Below are 21,248 nucleotides of genomic sequence, written 5' to 3' on the forward strand. Positions count from 1 at the left end.
GTGAACCGTGAACCGTAAACCGTAAACCGTAAACCGCCGCTCTGCGGCTGCGGCGTTTTTATCGGAAAAGAGGGGTTATCACTGTGAGAGGTGTGCTTCTGCGCTGGCTGGTATTGACGGCGGCTGTTCTGGCTTCGTCCTGGTTTCTGGACGGCATCCGCGTCAGCGGGTTTCTGCCGGCGCTCTTCGCCGCCGGACTGCTCGGCATTCTGAACGCGGTGCTGCGCCCGCTCTTGATCATTCTAACCCTTCCTATCAATATCCTCTCCCTCGGTCTTTTCACCTTTGTGGTAAACGCCTTTTTGCTGAAGATAGTTTCCGCCCTTGTTGCCGGCTTTGATGTTCGGGGTTTCTGGACTGCCGTCTTCGGGGCGATCATTATCGGCGGCGTAAGCTGGCTCTTAAACATCTTCATCGGCGGGCGGGGCCGGGTGGAGCGCTACGATTATATAGATTTGCAAAAACGGGGCGGAAAATGGGAGTGAGTGATCTGACCCCGGCAATGAAGCAGTATGCCGAGGTCAAGAGCAGTTATCCGGACAGCATCCTCCTGTTCCGCATGGGCGATTTTTACGAGATGTTCTTTGAGGACGCCCTGACGGCTTCGAAGGTGCTCGAAATAACGCTGACGTCAAGAAACAAAAACAGCAAGGATGCAGTCCCTCTCTGCGGTTTTCCCTATCACGCGGCGCCATCATACATCACAAAGCTGATCGAAAAAGGGTTCAAGGTGGCTGTCTGCGAACAGGTCGAGGACCCAAAGCTTGCCAAAGGGGTGGTCAGGCGCGAGGTGGTGCGCGTCGTCACCCCCGGACTGCTACTCGATGACGCGAACCTGAAAGCGAAGGAGAACAACTACCTTGCCGCGCTTACGAAAGCCGCTGGAAGATACGCGCTGGCCTTTGTCGATATCTCCACGGGGGAATTCCGCATAGCCGAAACGGGCGATCGTGAATTATTTCTTGTGCAGACCGCGGGGCTCGAGATTAGCGAGCTGCTGGTAAATCAAGAGCTGGGCGATGAAAGCCTGATTGTGAATATCTCCGGAGAGGGAAGGGGGGCCGGTCGTTGTCTGGTAAACCGCTTTCCTTCCGGGTATTTTGCGGCGCAAACGGCCGAAGACGTTATATACCGCCATTTCTCCGAGGAAAAAATTGCGGGGATGGCCCTGAAAGACCATCCGGCGGCGCTGGGGGCGGCAGGCGCGGTGCTTGCTTATATGATCGAGACCCAGAAGGATCGCCTCCGTCATATAAACTCCCTTTCCTGGCATCAGAGCGCCGATTACCTGGTTCTGGACGGGACGGCGGAGAGGAATCTCGAACTCTTTTCCACCATCTCCGACGGCAAAAAAGGGAATTCGCTTTTTAATGTAATTGACGAAACGGTAACATCGCCCGGCGCAAGGAGGCTCCGCTGGTGGCTGGGGCACCCGTTGCGCGATCCCCTGCGCATTCGGGAGAGGCTGGCGGCCGTTTCGGAAATAAAGGAAGAACATCTGCTTCGCGAATCGCTCCGCTCAGCCCTCCATTCTGTTTACGATATGGAGCGGCTCGGCAGCCGGATTTCCGTCGGTCTTGCCAACGGTCGCGACCTGGTCGCGCTGAAGACTTCGTTTGCGGTTCTTCCAAAAATCCGCACCCTGATTGCCGGTTGTGAGGCGCCGCTCTTAAAGACCATTCATGACGGGATCGATGAGATGCAGGATCTCCGTGAATTAATTGAAAACGCCATTGTGGATGCCCCGCCTTTTACGATCCGCGAGGGGGGAATCGTCCGGGAAGGCTATGATCAGGAGCTCGATGGTCTGATTTCAGTTGCCCGTGACGGGAAAAAGTGGATCGCCGCCCTTGAGGAGAAGGAACGGCAGCGGACGGGGATAAACTCGCTGAAGGTCGGCTTCAACAGTGTTTTTGGTTATTATATTGAAATAACAAAGGCCAATTCTGCGCTGGCGCCCCCGGATTATATCCGCAAGCAGACGCTGGTCAATGCCGAGCGGTATATAAACGAGGAACTAAAGGGGTATGAAGGGACCGTTCTGCATGCCGAGGAGCGCCTGCAGGAAAGGGAATATGAGATATTTGTCGGAATCCGGGACAGGGCAGCGCTGGAGATAGCAAGAGTCCAGAGAACAGCAGCCTGCATTGCCGATCTTGACGCCATCGCCTCGCTGGCCGAGGTTGCCGAGCGGCGCGGCTACTGCTGCCCGGTTGTTGATGATGAGGAGACAATCGAGATTGCCGACGGTCGTCATCCAGTTGTGGAGAGCCTGGCGGGAAGCGGCTTTGTTCCCAATGACATCCTCCTGGATATGGATAAAAATCGTTTTCTGATTATTACCGGCCCGAATATGGCTGGCAAATCAACATATATTCGACAGGTTGCACTGATCGTTCTCATGGCTCAGGCTGGCAGTTTTGTTCCTGCGACGAAGGCCCGAATCGGTGTTGTCGATCGGATTTTTACCCGCATTGGGGCGGCAGACAACCTGGCCCGCGGACAGAGCACCTTCATGGTGGAGATGACAGAGGTGGCGGATATACTTAAGAGCGCTACGAAAAGAAGTCTAATTATTCTCGATGAAGTCGGCCGCGGCACCAGCACTTTTGACGGTCTGAGCATCGCCTGGGCGACGGCTGAATACATCCACGACTCACCGGCGCTGGGCGCCCGAACGCTTTTTGCCACCCATTACCATGAACTTACCGATCTTGCCGCTACCAAGGAGGGTGTCAGTAATTTCAATGTTGCCGTCCGGGAATGGGGGGAGAAGATAATATTCCTCCGGAAAATCATCGCAGGGGGCGCCAACCGCAGCTATGGCATCCAGGTTGCCCGTCTGGCCGGTGTGCCCGAGGAAGTTATTGCACGGGCAAAGGAAATACTTCTCAATCTGGAAAAGGGGGAGCTGGATGAGACCGGAATGCCGAAGATCGCCCGCGGTAAAAAAATGAGACGGCAAAACGACAATCAACTCAATCTTTTCCAGCCGGAAAAGGATTTTGTAATTGATGAGATCAAGGAAAGCGATGTCTTGAATATGACGCCGCTGCGGGCGCTGCAACAGATCAGCGACTGGAAGAAGCGTCTTACTTGATGCAAACCCGCTCTACCTGTTTTATATCGGTATGCCCTTGAAATCCCTTATAAATACCATCCTGAAGAAGAGTGGTCATTCCCTGCCCCATCCCAATATCGCGCATCTCCTCGACCGTCGCATGTTTCTGAATGAGCCGTTTTATTTCATCGGTGGCGATCAGCAGTTCATGTATTCCCATCCTGCCTTTGTACCCGGTATTATCACAGGCTTCACAGCCTTTGGGCCGGTAAAGCATTAAATCTTCCTTATAGACGATGTTAAGCCTCTGAAAAGATTTTTCGCCGTAAGCCTGGACAATCTCGTCAAATTCGGCACGATCAGGATGGTAGGCCTCCTTGCATTTTTTGCAGAGGGTTCTGACGAGACGCTGTGCCAGAATCCCCAAAAGGGCGTCGGCGAAATTGAGCGGGTCGATCCCCATGTCCAAAAGACGGACAATTGTTTCCGGGGCGCTGTTTGTGTGCAGCGTGCTGAAGACGAGATGGCCGGTTAAGGACGCCTCGACGCCGGTTTTGGCCGTTTCAAAATCGCGCATTTCGCCGACCATGATTACATCCGGATCGGCGCGGAGAAAGGCGCGCATGGCCGCGGCGAAATCAAAACCGATCTTCGACTGCACCTGCACCTGCCTGAGCCCGTACTGGGTTATTTCGACAGGATCCTCGGCCGTCCAGATCTTCTTGTCCGGGGTATTGATCTCGTGGAGCGCCGCATGCAGCGTTGTCGTTTTTCCGGAACCGGTTGGCCCCACCACCAGCACCATGCCGTAAGGCTTGTTGATAATAGAGGTCATTTCCCGGAAGTTGCGTTCGGACATTCCCATGGAGGTAAGCGGGAGCGTATCGCCGGCCTTGGCCAGAATTCTCATGACGACATCCTCCACCCCTCCTTGCGTCGGGATGGTGGCGACGCGCAGCTCAAGTTCTTCTCCCCCCGGTTTTTTGAACTTGATTTTTCCGTCCTGGGGGAGGCGCTTTACGGTAATGTCAAGATTGGACATGATCTTGATCCGGGATATTACCGCGGCCCGGTAATTGAAAGGAAGGGTCTGGTAGATTGCGCAATTTCCATCAACCCGGTAGCGCACCTCCACGTTTCTCTTGCCTATATTTGGTTCAATATGAATATCCGAGGCCCGTTTGTTCTGGGCGTCGAGGATAATCTTGTTGACGAGCTGCATGATGACGCTGTCCGATTCGGTAACTGCATTGCTATCCTCTTCTACAACCTGCTCTTCCGCATCCAGTTTTTCGAGGATATCGCTCAGGGTGCTTTCATCGCCGGATGACTGGTAGAAATGTCTTACAAATTTGAGGATATCTTCCGGCAGGGAAACGTCGTATTTGACAGACTTTGTTTTTAGAAGGTTTTCAATCATGTCCCGCTTGAGGATGTTGTTGGGGTCGTCAATGATGATGTTGATTACCCCATCCTTTTTTTCCAGCGGCACCCAAAGCTCCCGACGGAGAAATTCCATCTTCAGATTGACCAGCAAATCTCCGGGAATGGGTGTCTTGTCGGAAAAAGGAACGAACCGGCAGTTGAAAAACTCCGATAGGGAACGGCCAAGGTCCTCTTTGGAGATTTTATATTTCCTCATTATGAAGTTTTCGACGGTCTCCTTGGCCTCCCGTGATTCCTCCCAGGCGATCTCGAGTTCTTCATCCTTTAGCAGGTCGTGACTTATCAAATAGTCAAAGCGGGTTTTGCGGCGTCTTGAGAAGCGCTCCTGATTAAAGAAAGCGATGCCGAGAACTTCGGATATCTCTTTGACGAAACCTGTTTCATCATCGGAAAATCTGCCGACGCCTACTTTTTTGTTCAGGATTTGAATAACCCCCATCAGGGTTTTATTGTGCAATATCGGAGCGGCCAGCACTTGTCTGGTGCGAAACCCTGTTTTTTTGTCCCAGCTTGAATCAAAACAGAGTTCCCTGTCGATTTTTTTTAGCTCTTCAAGATCGTAAACATCAACTATATTTACTATCTTTCCGGTATTGGCGACAAATCCGGAGATGCTTTTATTGCTGATGGGAACGCGGATTTCCTTGACCTGCGCGCCGACGAGAAACATGGAATATATCTCATTGCGGGCACGATCCACGACGTAGATGGTGAGCGAGTGGGCATTAAACAGGTTTAAAATCCCATCTCTGAGGTCAACGAGTATCTGCTTGATATTCTGGGCGGCGTGGATGCGGTTGGTGATATCCAAAAGCGCCTGCCGGAGTTGCAGTTTTTCTTCAAGATCTCTTATATCGGTACTTTGGGGCTGGTATGCCATCAATGCCTCCCTTTAGAAGCTGCCGTTTTTCCCCTTTTGTTTTTATCGTTCGTTGTGCTCGCCCCGGTCATGGATGTTAGTTGAAATATCAAATCGTCACGAATGATAATGCATTATCTTGCCGAATTGCAATGATAATTTTTCGGTAACTGCGTTTATTCAGCCTGCGTCATGTCAATAACCAATGTCCCAGCCGCATAGCGGGCACACGGTTTACGGTTTACGGTTCACGGTTCACTTCTCGTTTCCTCGTCCCAGCCGCATAGCGGCGTCATGTTAATAGCAGGTTATTCGGTTACAATTTTTGAAAAGTCGGCCAATTTGTGGAAAAGAACGGAGATATTCTTAAGAAGCGACAGGCGGTTAACGCGTATCTCCTCCTCTTCGGCCATGACCAGAACGGTGTCAAAGAATTCGTCCACCGGTTTCTGCAGGCGGGCGATGTTATTGAGCGCTCTACTGTAATCGCCGTCGGCAATGTCTTTAAAAACGGTTTCCCTGATTGCCAGAAATGATTCGTGGAGGCGTTTTTCTTCCGGCGTGCAGAATGCTTCAGGATGGACCGAGCCGGCACTAAAGCCGCGGGTGATATTTTCGACCCGCTTGAAGGCAAGCGCCAGGGTTAGATAAGTCTTGTCGTCCTTGAAGGTCTCCATCGCCTTGATCTTTTCGTACGTTAAGACAAGATCGTCAACGCCGGTGGACAAAACGGCGTCAATTACGTCGTAGGAAAAAGACTGGGTGGCAAGCTGATTCTGCAGGCGGCCTTTGAAGAATTCCAAGACGGCTTCTTTTGTCTCACTCGCCGGCTTTTTTAAGAGCGGGGAGAGAATTCCAAGACTCTTGTCGATCATTGCGCCTAAGGAAAGGGGGTAGCGCTTGGCCAGAATAATGTTGATAATGCCGAGCGCCTGTCGCCTGAGCGCGTAGGGATCGGCTGTTCCTGTCGGCAGCAGGCCGACGGCAAAGAACCCGCAAATGGAATCCAGTTTGTCGGCAATGCCGACAATGGCGCCTTCCTCTGTTTCCGGGAGCTCGCCTCCGGCCACGATGGGCAGATAATGTTCGTAAAGGGCTTTTGCCACAAGCGGATCTTCGCCGGAAAGGAGCGCGTATTCACGCCCCATGATCCCCTGAAGTTCGGCAAATTCCCCGACCATCTGCGTGCCCAGATCGGCCTTGGCGAGGAGGGCGGCCCTCTTTACGCGGGGCATGGCAGCAGGGGCGACAATATCCGCGATCCATGCGGCAAGTTCTTGGAACCGCAGTGTTTTTTGATATGATGTTCCCAATAGCGTGTGAAAAACTATCTTTTTAAGATCATCCACGCGCGTTTCCAGCGTGATTTTTTTGTCCGCCTCGAAGAAAAACCGGGCATCGGCCAATCTGGCCCGGATAACCCTTTCGTTGCCACGTTTTACAACGTCGGGATCATCGGGAAGCGTATTGTTGACCGTTATGAAGCGGGGAAGGAGCGAGCCCTTTCCATCTACAAGCGGGAAGTATTTCTGATGGGAGATCATGGTGATGGTGAGAACCTCCTGTGGTAGTTTCAAATACTCCGGATCAAAACTCCCGCAAACAACGTTAGGATATTCGGTCAGAAAGGTAACCATCGAAAGCAGCCCCGGCGCGGGGAAAAGGCTGCCGCCAGCGTTTTCGGCGGCCTTTTTTGTCTCGTCAGCGATCTTTTCTTCCCGTTCGGCGGGATCGACTATGACAAAACGTTCCCGCAATCCGGAAACGTACCCTTCGCTGTTTGCCGGAGAAAATCCGGCGGGACTCATAAAGCGGTGGCCATAACTGATGTTGCCGCTTTGCACCCCCCCGATGCCAAAGTTGATGATTTTTCCATCATAGAGGGCAAGCAGCCAGTGAATGGGTCGCGCGAAGCGAAAATCAAGATCAGCCCAGCGCATGGATTTGCGAAAGGGGAGGGAGGAAATCAGCTTTGTCAATATTGCCGGCAGCAGTTCTGCGGTCGGCGCGCCGACAATCTTTTTTCGTGCGCAGACATATTCCCCTTTCGGGGTAACGATTGTTTCTAATTCGGAAACGTCGATCCCCTGTCCTCTGGCAAAACCGGAGGCGGCCTGGGTGGGATTGCCTGTTTCGTCAAAGCAGGCCCGTTTGGCCGGCCCCAGCTTTTCGGTTTCCTGATCCTCCTGCCGTTCGGCGACTTCCGCAACCGATAAAAAAAGGCGGCGGGGCGTTCCCAGCGTTTTAATAGCCCCGTGCGGGATGCGGCTATCGGCAAGCTCGCGTTTGGCTATCTCCGCCATGTCTGTCAGCGCCTTGGGAAAAAAGGCGGCCGGTATTTCTTCGGTTCCTATTTCGAGGAGCAGTTCCTTGCCCATTGATTTTTCTCCAGTTTTTAAATTACCGTTTGCATTCATTATCGGTTCAAAAGGGGATATCCCATTTTTTCGCGCTGCTTTAGATAGCATTCCGCGCTGAGATGGGCGAGATTTCTGATCCTGCCGATATAGCTGGTTCTTTCCGCAACGCTGATCGCCCCTCGGGCGTTCAGCATATTGAAGGCATGGGAACACTTCAGACAGTGATCGTAAGCGGGGAGCGCCAGTTCTTTTTCGGCGGCGCGGACGCCCTCCTTCTCGAACATGTCGAACAACTGCCGCAATTGGTCGGTGTCGGCGACCTCAAAATTGTAAACCGACCACTCCACCTCGCTTTGATGGTGGACGTCTCCGTATTTGATTTTCTCCGTCCACTGGAGATCATAGACGTTGTCCACGCCCTGAAGGTACATCGCGATTCGCTCCGTTCCGTAGGTAAGCTCGGCGCTGACCGGTCGGCAATCAAATCCGCCGACCTGCTGAAAATAGGTGAACTGCGATATCTCCATCCCGTCGAGCCATACCTCCCATCCCAGACCCCAGGCGCCCAAAGTCGGCGATTCCCAGTTGTCTTCAACAAACCGTATGTCGTGGTGCAGGGGGTCGATCCCGAAGCTTTTCAGGGAATCGAGGTACAACTCCTGGATGTTCTCGGGGGAGGGTTTCATGATTACCTGGTACTGATAGTAGTGCTGAAGGCGATTGGGATTTTCCCCGTAGCGTCCGTCCGTGGGCCGGCGCGATGGTTCAACGTAGGCGACCCGCCATGGTTCCGGTCCCAGCGCCCTAAGGAAGGTGGCCGGGTTGAAGGTTCCTGCCCCCACCTCCACATCATAGGGCTGCTGGATGACGCAACCCTGTTTTGCCCAATAACCCTGAAGGGCGAATATCAATTCCTGAAATGTCACGCTTCCTCCCTCTGAAATTACATTATCTCTTGATATTACAGTCATTTCGCGGGCGGTTTTTAACACGCTGCTACCCTGATGTCAATACGAAATAGTTTTTGATTCAGGCCTGAGGTTTATCCCATTGGCGTGGGGGCTCGTTTCAAAATCGCCTATTGAAATCAGGGGAAAATAAGTATAAGAGCGCGCAGGGTTATGAGTTCCTTATTTCGTAAAGAGATTTGATGAATTTAGAGCCTCGGCTTATGGCTATTCTTTCTTGCCGTCGTCGTCAACGGCGATTACACATGGCTCGGCGCTCTCTCTTGGATGGTGCAGAAAGTGAACCTGGAAACACTCGTTTTCAGCTCCTATAGGCGCTGGGCGATGGCGATGTCGGATATTAAATAGAACAGAGGAGTAACAGTATGGGAAACGAAATGAACACTGACAAGAAAGACGCTCTCCAGCGGGAAGGCAAGTATCTGACCTTTTCACTCGCCGGAGAGGAGTACGGAATCGGGATACTGAAGGTGAAGGAGATTATCGGGCTTATGGCGATCACTACGATTCCTCGGATGCCAAACTATGTAAAAGGAGTGATTAATCTGCGGGGAAAGGTAAGTCCGGTGATCGATTTGCGGCTGAAATTCGCAATGGCGGAGGCTGAATACACGGAGCGCACCTGCATAATCGTGGTCGAGGTATCCGGGGCTGCGGGACGCCTTTTGGTCGGAATCATCGTTGATTCCGTATCGGAGGTCTTAAACGTAAAGGGCGCCGACATTGAAGACACCCCGTCCTTCGGGGCAAAGCTCGATACGGAGTATATCCTGGGTATGGCGAAAATCGGAGGCAGGGTGAAGATACTCCTCGATATTGACCGTGTCTTAAGCAGCGAGGAGTTGGTAATGATGGAAAAGGCCGCGTAAATGGTTAGCGGAGTCTTCCCGCTGGGAACATTACAGGTATTAAGGTTAACTTTTGGATGTAGAGGTAATTGCAAAACTCCCCATTCTTGTCATTCCCGCAACGATTCTGAGCGGGAAAGCGGAGCTTAATGTTCATAAAACGAAGTTTAATGTTCATAATCTGGTTCTAACTGCTTGAAAAACCATATTATGAACATTAAGCTTCGCTTTCCCGATAGAGACATTATGAACATTAAGCTTCGCTTTCGGGAATGACAAATGGTTTTGCAATTGCCTCTGTAGAGATATCATTGTGAAATATCTGCGCTTAAGCAGATACTGAAGAGGGGAGAAAGTCATGAAGAAATACAGCATCAGCGTGAAATTGGGGATAGCGAAGACCTTCGCCCCGTTGAGGATACTACTTGACATCAATAAAGTTTTGAACAGCGGAGAGCTGGACATCATGAGAGGGGCGGCATGGGTTTGCCGTCCTGGCGAGCGAGTGGATAAACAAAGCAAATGGGGAGAAGCGAAATGAAGAATTACAGTATGGGCGTTAAGTTGATGGGTGGATTTATCATTGTCGTCTTGATTGCCGTTTTTGTCGGCATTTTCGGCATCGTCAAGCTCAAACAGGTCGATAAACTCGGTACCGTACTGTTTGAAAACGGGGTAAAACCGATGGGGGAGATCGCCCAACTTTCCACGGCATATCAGCAAACACGCTTCAATGTGCTGGATATTATCCTGACTTCATACGATCTTCGCGATCCGTCAGTCGATATCCAGCAACTTGCCGAGTTGGATTCGGCGATGGATGGTTATGTAAAAAATTATGCAAAGACGCTGGTGTCTGAAGAGGGGAAGAAGGACTTTGCCAATCTGATGGAGGCGATAAAAAAGTATGCCCCGCTGAGGGCAAAAATGATAGAACTCGCCAAAATGGGACATAACCAGGAGGCGGTTGATCTAATGACCGGCGAAGCGGGTGCTGTCGCTAAGCAAATAAGTGATACTATAATTAAAATCAATAAGAAAACCATAGATTCTTCGCAAAAAATATCCGCAGGAAACACCGCCACGGCCAATGCCGCCGTTACGGTGACGATTATCGTAACTGTTTTAGGCACCATCATCGCCTTTTTGTTGGGATTCTTTCTATCACGCTCCATAACCGGGTCGGTGAAGCGGGTTGCCGTGGGACTCTCGGAGGGCTCGGATCAGGTCGCTGCGGCCTCCGGTCAGGTGTCGGCGGCAAGCCAGTCTCTCGCGGAGGGGGCGTCGGAGCAGGCATCGGCGCTGGAGGAGACGTCGGCGTCAATCGAAGAGCTTTCGGCGATGACGTCCCAGAACGCCGAAAATGCCAATCAGGCCAATAACTTGATGGCTGAGACCGGCCGGGTGGTCAATGAGGCGAATGGCTCGATGCAGGAACTGACCGGGGCGATGCAGGAGATCACCACGGGAAGCGAGGACATGGCAAAGATCATCAAGACGATTGACGAGATCGCGTTTCAGACGAACCTCTTGGCCTTGAACGCGGCGGTTGAGGCGGCCCGTGCTGGGGAAGCGGGAGCGGGTTTTGCCGTCGTTGCCGACGAGGTGAGAAACCTCGCGCTGCGCTCGGCGGAATCGGCAAAAAGTACGGCGAATCTGATCGACGAGTCGATCAAGCGGATCAAGAACGGCTCGACGATTGTTGAAAAAACGAACGGGGCGTTCGAACGGGTTTTGAGCGGGGCAAAAAAGGTGGGCGAACTGGTGGGCGAGATCGCCGCTGCATCCAACGAGCAGGCGCAGGGAATATCGCAAATCAGCAAGGCGATCGCCGAGATGGACAAGGTCGTTCAGCAGAACGCCGCCAACGCCGAGGAGTCAGCCTCGGCCTCCGAGGAGCTGAGCGCCCAGGCGCTGCAGATGAAGGAATTTGTCGGCGACATGATAACCGTCATTCAGGGAAACGACGCCAAAGGCGTCAGCGCCTCCACCGGTCATATCGAGACGCTGCACCGGCAGAGAACGGCCCTGACTAACAAAAAGGCCGTGAAGTCAATTGTTTCCAGAAAGACGGGGGAAATATCCGCCTCCGGGGCCAGGATCGTCAACCCCGAGCAAGTGATCCCGATGGGTGATCGCGACGAATTTAAGGATTTTTAGAAGAAACGCAAAATATATTAACAGGAACAGAACTTATCCAATAAAAACGGTTTTTGGATATAAAAATAAAAGAGTGAAGGGGGTGATCTGTTTCAAATGACGAATAGTTGTCCCTGGCGGACACAGTCTTGGGATAAATGAGTGACAGGCAAGCAACTGATTAATGACATCAACATTCACATAAAAAGGAGAGAAAATGAAGAAGACCATTACAGCAATATTTGTGGCAGTTTTCATGTTGGCGGTAAGCCATGTCGCGGTTGCCGCCGAGTTCGGAACGCCGGCGGAAGCGGAAGCTCTGGTCAAAAAGGCCGTAGCCGAGATCAAGGCTGTAGGGAAGGACAAGGCTTTTACGCAAATAAACGACAAAAAAGGGAAATTCACGGACAGGGACCTCTATGTTTTTGTTTATGATATGAACGGCAAGTGCGTGGCCCACGGCTTTAATCCGAAGATGATCGGCAAGGATCTGATCGACATGAAGGACCCGGATGGGGTATTTTACGTCAAAGAGAGAATTGCCATCAGCAAGACCAAGGGAAAGGGCTGGCAGGATTATAAATTTACAAATCCTTTAACGAAGAAAATCGAGGCTAAGCGGGCCTATGTTGAAAAGGTTGACGATTTCATAGTCGGTTCAGGCGCATACAAAAAATAAATTGGCTGGGGAGTAAATTGGCTGGGGAGTCAAGCGGATTTGTTTCTGCTTGGCTCCTGTTAATGCAATTAATAAAGGAAACCAATGATGAAAAGCCTATTGATGAATTTGAAATTGTCGAAAAAGATCATGATTGCGCCGGCGGCAGTTATCGTTTTTCTCCTTATCTCCGGGATCGTATCCTACCTGAGCCTGTCACAGCAAAAGTCCGCTATTGAAGAAATTTTTGGCACGAGGTTCAAAAGCTACCAGGTGAGCGCACGGCTCAGCAAGGATGTCACAAGCGTCCATGCCAATCTTTACAAGGTGCTCAGCTGGGCGACGGCCAATTACGACGTCAAGAAGATCGATACGCTTGGCAGCGAGCAGTTAAAAACATTGGGCGATGCCGTGAAGGAAGTGGAACAGGTTCTGAAAACCGCCCGCCTTACCAAGGATGAAGGTGCTGCGTACAGAACCACCCTGGCTGCTCTGACGGCCTACCAGAAGGATGCCTCTGAAGCGATCGATCTGGCAAGTTCGGATGTGAATTATGCAACCACGTTCATGGAAAAGGCCGAAGACAAATTCCAAATTCTCTATAAGCAGCTAAACAACCTTCTGGAACTGGAAACGGCTTTGGGGAAGGTCACTTACGATGGGTCTCTCAAGAATTTTAACGCCTCGCTCCAGATTTCCGTCTTTGTTCTGGTGATCGCGATCGTCGTCTCGATCCTGTTGAGCCTGCTCATCGCCAGGATTATCACAGCCCCTGTTGATAAAGCGATCGAGGTCATTCAGAAGATCGCGGACGGCGATTTGACTCAGACGATTGAATTAAACTCACACGACGAGATCGGAATGCTGGCCCAAGCGGTCGATACGATGCGCCAAAAGATGGGGGAAGCCGTGGGCGTTGCGGTTGAGACTTCCCAAGCGCTCTCGGACGCGGCCTCAGAACAGGCTGCCTCCATTGAAGAAACCTCTTCTTCTCTGGAGGAGATGGCATCGATGATCAAAAGCAATGCGGACAGCACTGAAACGGCCAACGCGTTGATGACTGGCGCAAAGGAAACTATCGAAAAGGCGGATGGCTCGATGAACCAACTGACGGTTTCGATGAAAGAGATTGCCAGCGCCAGCGAACAGACTCAAAAGATAGTCAAGACCATCGATGAAATAGCCTTTCAGACTAATCTGCTGGCGCTGAATGCTGCGGTCGAGGCGGCCCGGGCCGGGGAAGCGGGAGCGGGCTTTGCAGTGGTTGCGGGGGAGGTGAGAAATCTGGCCCTGCGGGCCGCAGAGGCCGCGAAGAATACCGCCAGTCTGATGGGAGACATTGTGGGGAAAGTACACGGTGGCGAGAAGCTTGTTGCCGCAACAAGTAACGATTTTTTTGCAATGAAGGAGAACTCCAATAAAGTCGTAGATTTGGTGAGCGGAATCGCCTCTGCCTCCAGGGAGCAATCTGTCGGGATTGAACAGATCAACCAGGCCATCTTGCATTTAAACCAGGCCACTCAGCAGAATGCGTCAAGCTCTGAGGAACTGGCCGCCATCATGTCAATCTTTATAACTGATAGCGCCCGCATCCATGAAAAGCGTGAATATTTACCAATCTGATGAGGTAATTGCAAAACTCCCCATTCTTGTCATTCCCGCAACGATTCTGAGCGGGAATCTGGTTCTAACTGCTTGAAAAACCATATTCCCGATAGAGACATTCGGGAATGACAAATGGTTTTGCAATTGCCTCTGATTATGAGATTTTTACCATGGGATTGCATATAACTTGTTATCCCTGCAGGCGGTTTATTTCATTCAGGACGCGCAGGGATTTCAGTTCGCGGCCCAGGATATGGCGGATGAAATGGCTGAGGATGCGGCGGCTCTCCTCCGCGGATTGAGCTGTTAAAAGCAAACGCCCCAGGTTGTCGGTTTCCAGCTCCCGTCCCATAAGCAGGGTTTTAATCGTTCCCAGCGACACGGGGATTGCGTCGGCATTGCCCGTCTTACAGGAGTTGCAGACAATACCGCCTTTTACGGAGTCAAAACGGTAGGTTGTCCCATTTGCAAGCGGCATCCTGCAGCAGAGGCAGTAATCAAGAACCGGGTCATATCCGGCTACTCTCAGCAGGCGGATCTCGAAAAAGCGCAACAGAGTGTCTGAGGGGGACCTCTTTTCCAAAAGAACGAGAAAATCGTGCAGCAGTTGAAATGAACTCTCGCTTTTTTTATTTTCCGGTGTGAACTGATCCATCAATTCAATCAGGTAAGAGGCGGCAAGGGTTTTTTCGAGGTTGGAGCGTATTTCCGGAAAGTGGCAAGACACGTCGCATCCATCGATAAAATCAAGATGCTCGGGGTTTTGTCGTGAAAAGTTTATTTCCGAGCAGGAAAACGGTTCCAGGGCGTTTACGAAGCGTTTTTTGCTGCGGCGCGCCCCTTTGGCGATCCCTTTGATCTTTCCGTATTCGCGGGTATAGAAGGTAACGATTTGATCCGATTCGCCATAGTCGATGGTCTTGAGGACAATGGCCTCGGTGCGGCACTGGATGCGGACATTCATTAATTGTAAATGCCTTAAATAATAAGGTTGTTTTTAAAACACTTAAGCTTCTCAGAGATCACGAAAACGTATTTCGCCGCCGACAATGGTCAGAACGGCCTTCCCCCGAAGCTGCTGGCCCTGAAAGGGGGTGTTTTTACCGCGGGAGCGAAACATCCGGGGATCGACGAGCCATTCCTTTTCAGTGTCGATGACGGTAATATCCGCGTCCGCGTCGGCGGCGAGCGTTCCCTTGGGGATATGCAGAATTCGGGCGGGATTGATCGTCATTTTCTTGATCAATTCCGGCAAGGTGAGGATTCCCTCCTGAACCAGTGAGAGCGAAAGGGAAAGCGAGGTCTCCAGCCCGGTGATGCCGTTTGCCGCGTAGTCGAACTCCAGCTCCTTGTCGGTGCGGGCGTGGGGGGCGTGGTCGGAGGCGATCGTGTCGATGGTGCCATCGTTCATTCCCTCGCGGATGGCTTCCCGATCCTTTGCCCCGCGCAGGGGCGGGTAAACCTTGGCGAAGGTGTCGAAGTTGCGCAGCGCCTCATCGGTCAGCATGAAGTAATGGGGGGCCGTCTCCGCGGTGACGCGGATTCCCCTGGCCTTTGCCTCGTGGATAAGGCGAACCGAGCCCTTTGTGCTGACATGGGCGATATGGATGTGGGCGCCGGTATATTCGGCAAGCAGGATATCCCTGGCGACCATTATCTCTTCCGCCGCCGCGGGAATGCCGACGAGCCCGATTTCCGCGGAGACGGCGCCTTCGTGCATTACCCCTCCCGCCGAGAGGTTGACATCTTCGCAGTGCGAGATGATCGGCATGTCGAGGGAAGAGGCGTATTCGAGGGCTCTGCGCATCAAGGCGGAGTTCATGACCGGTTTGCCGTCATCGGAAAAACCGACCGCGCCGGCTTCCTTGAGATCCCAGAATTCGGAAAGTATTGCGCCTTCGGATTTCAGGCTGATCGCCGCAATCGGATAGACATTCACAAGTCCGCATTCCGCCGCCCTTTTCAGAATGAATTCCGTTGTGGAGCGGTTGTCGTTGACGGGGTGCGTGTTCGGCATGCAGGCAATCGAGGTGAAGCCGCCGGCCGCCGCCGCTTCGCTTCCCGAGGCAATGGTTTCCTTGTACTCGTCCCCCGGTTCGCGTAGATGGGTGTGCATGTCAATCAGGCCCGGAACCAATATTTTCCCGGAAATGTCTATAACGTCAAGTTCTGGATCATTCAGGGCCTGCCCTTCCTCAACCCTTCCGGCGATCTTGCCGTTTTTGATCAGCAGGTTTTGAACCTGATCCACCCCGGTGGAGGGATCGATAACCCGGCCGCCTTTAAGCAATAAGTTCATAAGTTCCCAACCTCTTGAAAAGTATTAATATTCAGGTGTTGCTGCCCCCTGCGAGCAGATAGAGAAGCGCCATGCGCACCGCCACGCCGTTTGTCACCTGATCAAGTATCACCGAGTTTGCGCAGTCGGCCAGATCGGGGGAGATTTCCACACCCCGGTTGACCGGGCCGGGATGCATGATCATGACATCCTTGCGGGCCAGAGAGATATTTCTTTTATTGAGCGAGAAATGCTGCGCGTATTCTCTCAAGGATGGGAAAATGCACTGTTTTTCCCGCTCTGTCTGGATGCGCAGGGCCATTACGACATCCGCGTCCCGGATGGCCTCCTCGATCCGGGTGTGCACCGTTACCCCCATCTTTTCTATATCATACGGAATCATGGTCGGTGGGCCCGCAATAAAGACCCGGGCGCCCATCTTTGTCAGGCCGTGGATGTTGGAACGGGCGACGCGGCTGTGGGCGATGTCCCCTATTATCGCCACCTTCAGTCCGGCGATGCCGCCTTTTCTGCTTTTTATCGTCATCATGTCCAAAAGCGCCTGCGTCGGGTGTTCATGGGCCCCGTCGCCGGCGTTGATAATCGACTGGCGCAGAATCCGGGCCAGCATCTGGGGAGCGCCGGCGGCGCTGTGCCGGATCACGATGATGTCGGGGTTCATCGATTCGAGGTTTCTGGCCGTGTCGATCAGCGTCTCCCCCTTGACGACGCTGCTGGTCGATGCGGATATGTTTACCGTGTCGGCGCTCAGCCGTTTTCCTGCTATTTCAAAGGAGGTTCTTGTTCTGGTGCTTGCTTCGTAGAAGAGGTTGATAATCGTCTTGCCGCGGAGGGTCGGCACCTTCTTGATTTCCCGGGTGGAGACCTCGACGAACGAGTCTGCCGTTTCGAGAATCAGGTTTATCTCCTCTACGGACAGTTCCTTTATTCCCAGAATGTCTTTTCGGTCAAGCTTGCGAACATTAAGCGGCGTTTCCATGTCAAAAGCCTCTAATTAAAGGTTTTTGTTTATTTTATTTCCACTGTAACATTGTCGCTGCCATCCTTCTCGACAAGATGGACGTTGATGGCCTCCCATAACGACGAGGGGAGGCTTTTGCCGACGAAATCGGCCCGGATGGGAAGCTCGCGGTGTCCCCGGTCGATCAGTACGGCAAGCTGGATCATTTTGGGCCTGCCGAAGTCGATCAAGGCGTCCATCGCCGCCCGGATGGTGCGTCCGGTGAAGAGGACGTCGTCAACAAGGACGACTTTCTGGCCGTCTATTGAGAAGGGAATCTCTGTCTTTCCCAAAACCGGTTTCGGGTGGGAGGACTGCAGGTCGTCCCGGTAAAGGGTTATATCGAGGATGCCGAGCGGTATCTCCCTTTTTTCGATCGCGGCGAGCTTATCCTTAAGCCGCCGTGCCAAAAAGACTCCGCGGCTCCGGATCCCGATCAGCGCCAGTTCTTCACCCCCCTTGTTCTTTTCGAGTATCTCGTAGGCGATGCGGGTCAGGGAGCGGTCTATTCCTTCGGCGTCCATAACTGTCTTGCTGTTTTCCATTACTTCCTCACATGATTTAAATGTCTTAAAAACGGTTTACAGTTTACGGTTTACAGTTAAAGACGATAAATATTTATCTTCCCTGTTTAGCCTTGCAACATGAACCTTGTTAATGTTCCTGGTTCAATCTGCACGATTGAACCAGCATGCGGACGCGACGGAGCGCGTCCCTCCAATTTTTATTGTCAATCTCTTGCCGGTTCAGGCTTGCACATCCCGTAAACCGTGAACCGTGAACCGTGAACCGTAAACCGTAAACCGTAAACCGTCATCCATCCTTCTTCCGGAAATAGAGGCGAATCGGGATTTCGGAGAAGCCGAACGTTTCCCGAATCCGGTTGACAAGATAGCGTTCGTAGGAGAAGTGCAGGCTTCCCTTGTTCTGCAGAAAAAGGATAAAGGTCGGCGGTTTTACCGAGACCTGGGTTATGTATTTGAAGAGGCGCGGCTGGTCGCCCATCCCCGGGGGGGGGTGCATTTCGATAATCTGACGCATTTTTCTGTTTAACTCGCCCGTTTCAACTCTCTGGGAATACTGGGCGTAAATTTTCTCGACAAGGGGAAAAATTTTTTCAACCCTTTGGCCGGAGGTAGCCGAGACGAAAATAATGGGGGCAAAATCCAGAAACTTGGCCTTGTAACGGATGTCTTCGGTATATTCGGGAACGCTGCTGTTGTCCTTTTTTATCGTGTCCCATTTGTTGACGACGATAATGCAGGCGGTCCCTCGCTCGAGCACAAGGCCGGCTATTTTCAGTTCCTGATCGCTGATTCCATCTACGGCATCGATCATCAGCAGGGCGATGTCGGCCCGTTCGATTGCCTTGATGGCCTGAACGATCGAATATTTTTCCAGATTCAGGCTGATCCGGCTTTTGCGGCGGATGCCGGCCGTGTCGATCAGCAGAAATTTTCTGCCGTTTCTGGTAAACTCGGTGTCGATGGCGTCCCGGGTCGTTCCAGGCAGCGGATTGACTATCGTTCGTTCATAGCCGAGTATCCGGTTGACCAGCGACGACTTGCCGGCATTGGGCTTGCCGATTACGGCGATCCGGATGACATCTTCATCACTCGGCGGCGGCTCAGTTCCTTTGGGAATGAACTTGACGACGTCGTCCATCAATTCGTCAATGCCAACGCCATGTTGCGCGGAGACAGCGTAAAGCTGCTCGATTCCGAGACGGTAGAAGTCGGCGATCAGGGTTTCGTACCGGGGGCCGTCGATTTTATTGACAGCGTAAAAGACCAGCTTGTCCGTTGTTCTCAGCAGTTTTGCGATCTCCTGATCTGCGGGCGCAAGGCCGTCCCGGCTGTCCATCAAAAAGATGATGATGTCGGCTTCCTCAATGGCAAGCATGGTCTGCTCGCGCATCTGGGTCAGAATCTCCGTAGTCGAGGCGGGTTCAAAACCGCCGGTGTCGATCAGGATGAAAGGGTGGTCCAGCCAGTTGCAATCGGCATAGTTTCTGTCGCGAGTGGCCCCCGGTTCGTCGATAACGATGGCCTTCCCCCGGCGATGCAGGCGGTTGAACAGGGTTGATTTGCCGACGTTGGGTCGGCCAATGATCGCGATTACTGGTTTCATAGTACGGTTCACAGCTCACAGCTCATAGTTTACGGTTGCCGGTTGCCGGTTTACGGTTGCCGGTTGCCGGTTGACGGTTTACGGTTCAGAGTTTTTTCAACGAACCATGCAATGATTGAAGCATTTTCGATATTGATTTCAACTCTTGAATTAATTCTTCAGCATCTGAATCAGAAAATATATGAACCTCACGTGAAATATAAATCTGTGTTCTCAGTTCCGCAGCCGATCCTTGTGCAATATTTACAAACCTTTGGAAATCCGGGATGCTCTTTCTTTCGCTTCCTTCCGCTATATTTGATGGAATAGATATGGATGAGCGCAGCATTTGATCTCTTATTCCATAATCGCGGCAATCTCTTAATAATTTATAAAGACGTACTGATAATCTGCAAGACATTTTCCAAACTTCTAAATCTTCAAAAGAGGATCCCACAAGCTTCCGCTCCCTCGCGCTTTTTCAACCGTCAACCGTCAACCGTCAACCGTTAACCGTCAACCGTCAACCGTCAACCGTCAACCGTTAACCGTCAACCGTCAACCATCAACCGTCAACCGTCAACCGTTAACCGTTAACCGTCAACCGTCAACCGTTAACCGTCAACCGTCAACCGTTTTTCACGGTTGGGAAATCCATTTTTCCAGCCGTTCCTGCTCCTTTGCCCAGTCTGCTGTTTGCCGCAGATTCAAAAACGAGTGGAAAAGGTTGTCCATTGTTGCCGCGGCCTTTTCAATCAGATAAATCCTCTCCAGGATTTGTCCCTCCCGGTCTTCCTCATCGTCCTCGGAAAGGGCGGGGAGCTTCATCGACTGAAAATGAAAACGGTCGGCCTTGAAGGTAAATTCCCACTCATCCTGGTCATGGGAGACCCGGAGCCGGGCCGTGGTGATCTTCTTTCCCTGCCGAAGCGCCTCTTTTCCCTCTTTAAGGTCGGCGTGCAGTCCCTGACAGATAATCGTTTCGGCGTACTCGCCCTCTCCTGATTCCAGAACCAGCCGCCGCAGAAAAATTATCTCGTCTTCCCCGCCGGCCGCGTTGCCGATAATGCCGTTTCGCTCCTCGCTTTTAAACCAGAGCCAGGTGAGAAACTCTCTGCCGATGGTCAGTGGATCGATGCCCGCCGGAAGCGATGGCGACGGCGCATCAAGGGTTTGAGACAGTGCGGGCGTTTCTTTTTGGGTAAGGCTTTTTTCTTCGCTGTTCCAGGGCGCATGGGGAAACAGCGACAATCCAAATGATTCCCGAAACATTTCCTGTAGTTCGCTGCCGATTTTGTCGGAGAGGGTGCAGAAAGTCAGCAGCCGGTCGGAGACCGACCAGCAGATTTCATAAAAGGCTGGGACAGGCAGGGTTTTTGCAAGCAATTCAAGTCTGACCGACTCACGGATCGCCTCGCGCTGTTCCCGGTAAAGCTTTTGCTGCCCACTTTCGGCAAGCGCTTTTCGCTCGGCCTCCATTACCCGGATTCGGAAGAGCGAGGGGGGAACAGACTTGCGGTCTATCCGGAGTGAAAAGAGCATGTATTTGCCCTGTGCATAAGCTGCGTAGGGGAAATCGGTGTCAAGACAGTTTTCAATCGCAATCCAGCCGGCTATCTTTTCGTCCGCCGTGCGCCAACTGTCCTGAAAGGCAAAGCGTTTTATCCGTTCGTCAAAGAAATCATTAAAGCCGTCCGGCAGCGGACCGGTGATACGATACCGTGAAAAAGTTACTGTTCCCTTCAAAAAACCCATAAACGTCTCCTCTATTTGCAAGGGACACTAACCTACTTGTCGGGATGATGTCAAGGTCTGTCTGGCGGAATTTCGATAATGCGGTTGGACAAAAGCGTTGTATTATGGTAGGAAAGCGCCCGAAATTATTTTATGGGAATC

Annotated in this window: 17 protein-coding genes; 7 read left to right on the plus strand and 10 right to left on the minus strand. The window is 52.1% G+C overall.

The window, feature by feature from the left end:
- The first annotated feature begins 83 nt into the window (after positions 1-83).
- Entirely contained in the window at positions 84-485 is a 402-nt protein-coding gene (locus M0P74_00215; protein MCK9362017.1) for a phage holin family protein, read from the plus strand.
- Positions 476-3,100, plus strand: a complete 2,625-nt coding sequence (gene mutS / locus M0P74_00220) for a DNA mismatch repair protein MutS (protein MCK9362018.1) — start codon at positions 476-478, stop codon at positions 3,098-3,100. The genes M0P74_00215 and mutS overlap by 10 nt, the downstream gene beginning before the upstream one ends.
- On the opposite strand, the gene M0P74_00225 is transcribed toward mutS, so the two are convergent.
- The 3 genes from M0P74_00225 to glyQ form a co-directional block, all read right to left on the minus strand.
- A complete protein-coding gene (locus M0P74_00225) occupies positions 3,093-5,387 on the minus strand; it encodes a GspE/PulE family protein (protein MCK9362019.1) in 2,295 nt (764 codons plus the stop codon). The genes mutS and M0P74_00225 overlap by 8 nt on opposite strands.
- A 287-nt stretch (positions 5,388-5,674) precedes the next feature.
- On the minus strand, positions 5,675-7,744 hold the full coding sequence (gene glyS / locus M0P74_00230; GenBank protein ID MCK9362020.1) for a glycine--tRNA ligase subunit beta: 2,070 nt from the start codon (positions 7,742-7,744) through the stop codon (positions 5,675-5,677).
- Positions 7,745-7,782: 38 nt separating this feature from the next.
- Complete coding sequence (gene glyQ / locus M0P74_00235) at positions 7,783-8,652, minus strand: glycine--tRNA ligase subunit alpha (GenBank protein MCK9362021.1); 870 nt, start codon at positions 8,650-8,652, stop codon at positions 7,783-7,785.
- Positions 8,653-9,059: 407 nt separating this feature from the next.
- Here glyQ and M0P74_00240 point away from each other — a divergent pair, with 407 nt between their 5' ends.
- From M0P74_00240 to M0P74_00260, 5 genes are all read left to right on the plus strand, one after another.
- A complete protein-coding gene (locus M0P74_00240) occupies positions 9,060-9,563 on the plus strand; it encodes a chemotaxis protein CheW (protein MCK9362022.1) in 504 nt (167 codons plus the stop codon).
- Positions 9,564-9,900: 337 nt separating this feature from the next.
- Positions 9,901-10,083 (plus strand): hypothetical protein, encoded by a 183-nt coding sequence (locus M0P74_00245; protein MCK9362023.1) that lies wholly within the window; start codon positions 9,901-9,903, stop codon positions 10,081-10,083.
- On the plus strand, positions 10,080-11,702 hold the full coding sequence (locus tag M0P74_00250) for a methyl-accepting chemotaxis protein (protein MCK9362024.1): 1,623 nt from the start codon (positions 10,080-10,082) through the stop codon (positions 11,700-11,702). Before M0P74_00245 ends, M0P74_00250 begins: the two co-directional genes overlap by 4 nt.
- A gap of 196 nt (positions 11,703-11,898) precedes the next feature.
- Entirely contained in the window at positions 11,899-12,360 is a 462-nt protein-coding gene (locus M0P74_00255; GenBank protein MCK9362025.1) for a cache domain-containing protein, read from the plus strand.
- A gap of 84 nt (positions 12,361-12,444) precedes the next feature.
- Positions 12,445-13,962, plus strand: a complete 1,518-nt coding sequence (locus M0P74_00260; GenBank protein ID MCK9362026.1) for a methyl-accepting chemotaxis protein — start codon at positions 12,445-12,447, stop codon at positions 13,960-13,962.
- A gap of 172 nt (positions 13,963-14,134) precedes the next feature.
- On the opposite strand, the gene recO is transcribed toward M0P74_00260, so the two are convergent.
- The 7 genes from recO to M0P74_00295 form a co-directional block, all read right to left on the minus strand.
- A complete protein-coding gene (gene recO / locus M0P74_00265; protein MCK9362027.1) occupies positions 14,135-14,908 on the minus strand; it encodes a DNA repair protein RecO in 774 nt (257 codons plus the stop codon).
- 51 nt (positions 14,909-14,959) lie between these two features.
- The gene (locus M0P74_00270; GenBank protein MCK9362028.1) at positions 14,960-16,243 is read right to left on the minus strand and encodes a dihydroorotase; all 1,284 of its coding nucleotides are present in this window, start codon (positions 16,241-16,243) and stop codon (positions 14,960-14,962) included.
- Positions 16,244-16,274: 31 nt separating this feature from the next.
- Complete coding sequence (locus M0P74_00275; GenBank protein MCK9362029.1) at positions 16,275-17,222, minus strand: aspartate carbamoyltransferase catalytic subunit; 948 nt, start codon at positions 17,220-17,222, stop codon at positions 16,275-16,277.
- 29 nt (positions 17,223-17,251) lie between these two features.
- Positions 17,252-17,788, minus strand: coding sequence for a bifunctional pyr operon transcriptional regulator/uracil phosphoribosyltransferase PyrR (pyrR, locus tag M0P74_00280; GenBank protein MCK9362030.1), 537 nt, complete (start codon positions 17,786-17,788; stop codon positions 17,252-17,254).
- A gap of 268 nt (positions 17,789-18,056) precedes the next feature.
- Positions 18,057-19,373, minus strand: coding sequence for a ribosome biogenesis GTPase Der (gene der, locus M0P74_00285; GenBank protein MCK9362031.1), 1,317 nt, complete (start codon positions 19,371-19,373; stop codon positions 18,057-18,059).
- An 85-nt stretch (positions 19,374-19,458) separates the two neighbouring features.
- Positions 19,459-19,809: a four helix bundle protein gene (locus M0P74_00290; protein ID MCK9362032.1), complete on the minus strand. Its 351-nt coding sequence runs from the start codon at positions 19,807-19,809 to the stop codon at positions 19,459-19,461.
- Between the two features lie 182 nt (positions 19,810-19,991).
- Positions 19,992-21,107 carry a recombination-associated protein RdgC gene (locus M0P74_00295; GenBank protein MCK9362033.1) on the minus strand — a complete coding sequence of 372 codons (1,116 nt, stop codon included), beginning with the start codon at positions 21,105-21,107 and terminating at the stop codon, positions 19,992-19,994.
- Between the last annotated feature and the right edge of the window lie 141 nt (positions 21,108-21,248).

The organism is Syntrophales bacterium, from assembly GCA_023229765.1.
In the GTDB taxonomy this organism is placed as follows: Bacteria; Desulfobacterota; Syntrophia; order Syntrophales; family UBA5619; genus DYTH01.

What these genes read in the sequence shown, in the direction of transcription:
- M0P74_00270 (MCK9362028.1), bottom strand. Translation starts at nt 16,243, where the DNA reads ATGAACTTATTGCTTAAAGGCGGCCGGGTTATCGATCCCTCCACCGGG.
- glyS (MCK9362020.1), bottom strand. Translation starts at nt 7,744, where the DNA reads ATGGGCAAGGAACTGCTCCTCGAAATAGGAACCGAAGAAATACCGGCC.
- der (MCK9362031.1), bottom strand. Translation starts at nt 19,373, where the DNA reads ATGAAACCAGTAATCGCGATCATTGGCCGACCCAACGTCGGCAAATCA.
- pyrR (MCK9362030.1), bottom strand. Translation starts at nt 17,788, where the DNA reads ATGGAAAACAGCAAGACAGTTATGGACGCCGAAGGAATAGACCGCTCC.
- M0P74_00295 (MCK9362033.1), bottom strand. Translation starts at nt 21,107, where the DNA reads ATGGGTTTTTTGAAGGGAACAGTAACTTTTTCACGGTATCGTATCACC.
- mutS (MCK9362018.1), top strand. Translation starts at nt 476, where the DNA reads ATGGGAGTGAGTGATCTGACCCCGGCAATGAAGCAGTATGCCGAGGTC.
- M0P74_00275 (MCK9362029.1), bottom strand. Translation starts at nt 17,222, where the DNA reads ATGGAAACGCCGCTTAATGTTCGCAAGCTTGACCGAAAAGACATTCTG.
- M0P74_00245 (MCK9362023.1), top strand. Translation starts at nt 9,901, where the DNA reads ATGAAGAAATACAGCATCAGCGTGAAATTGGGGATAGCGAAGACCTTC.
- recO (MCK9362027.1), bottom strand. Translation starts at nt 14,908, where the DNA reads ATGAATGTCCGCATCCAGTGCCGCACCGAGGCCATTGTCCTCAAGACC.
- M0P74_00250 (MCK9362024.1), top strand. Translation starts at nt 10,080, where the DNA reads ATGAAGAATTACAGTATGGGCGTTAAGTTGATGGGTGGATTTATCATT.
- M0P74_00240 (MCK9362022.1), top strand. Translation starts at nt 9,060, where the DNA reads ATGGGAAACGAAATGAACACTGACAAGAAAGACGCTCTCCAGCGGGAA.
- M0P74_00255 (MCK9362025.1), top strand. Translation starts at nt 11,899, where the DNA reads ATGAAGAAGACCATTACAGCAATATTTGTGGCAGTTTTCATGTTGGCG.
- M0P74_00260 (MCK9362026.1), top strand. Translation starts at nt 12,445, where the DNA reads ATGATGAAAAGCCTATTGATGAATTTGAAATTGTCGAAAAAGATCATG.
- M0P74_00225 (MCK9362019.1), bottom strand. Translation starts at nt 5,387, where the DNA reads ATGGCATACCAGCCCCAAAGTACCGATATAAGAGATCTTGAAGAAAAA.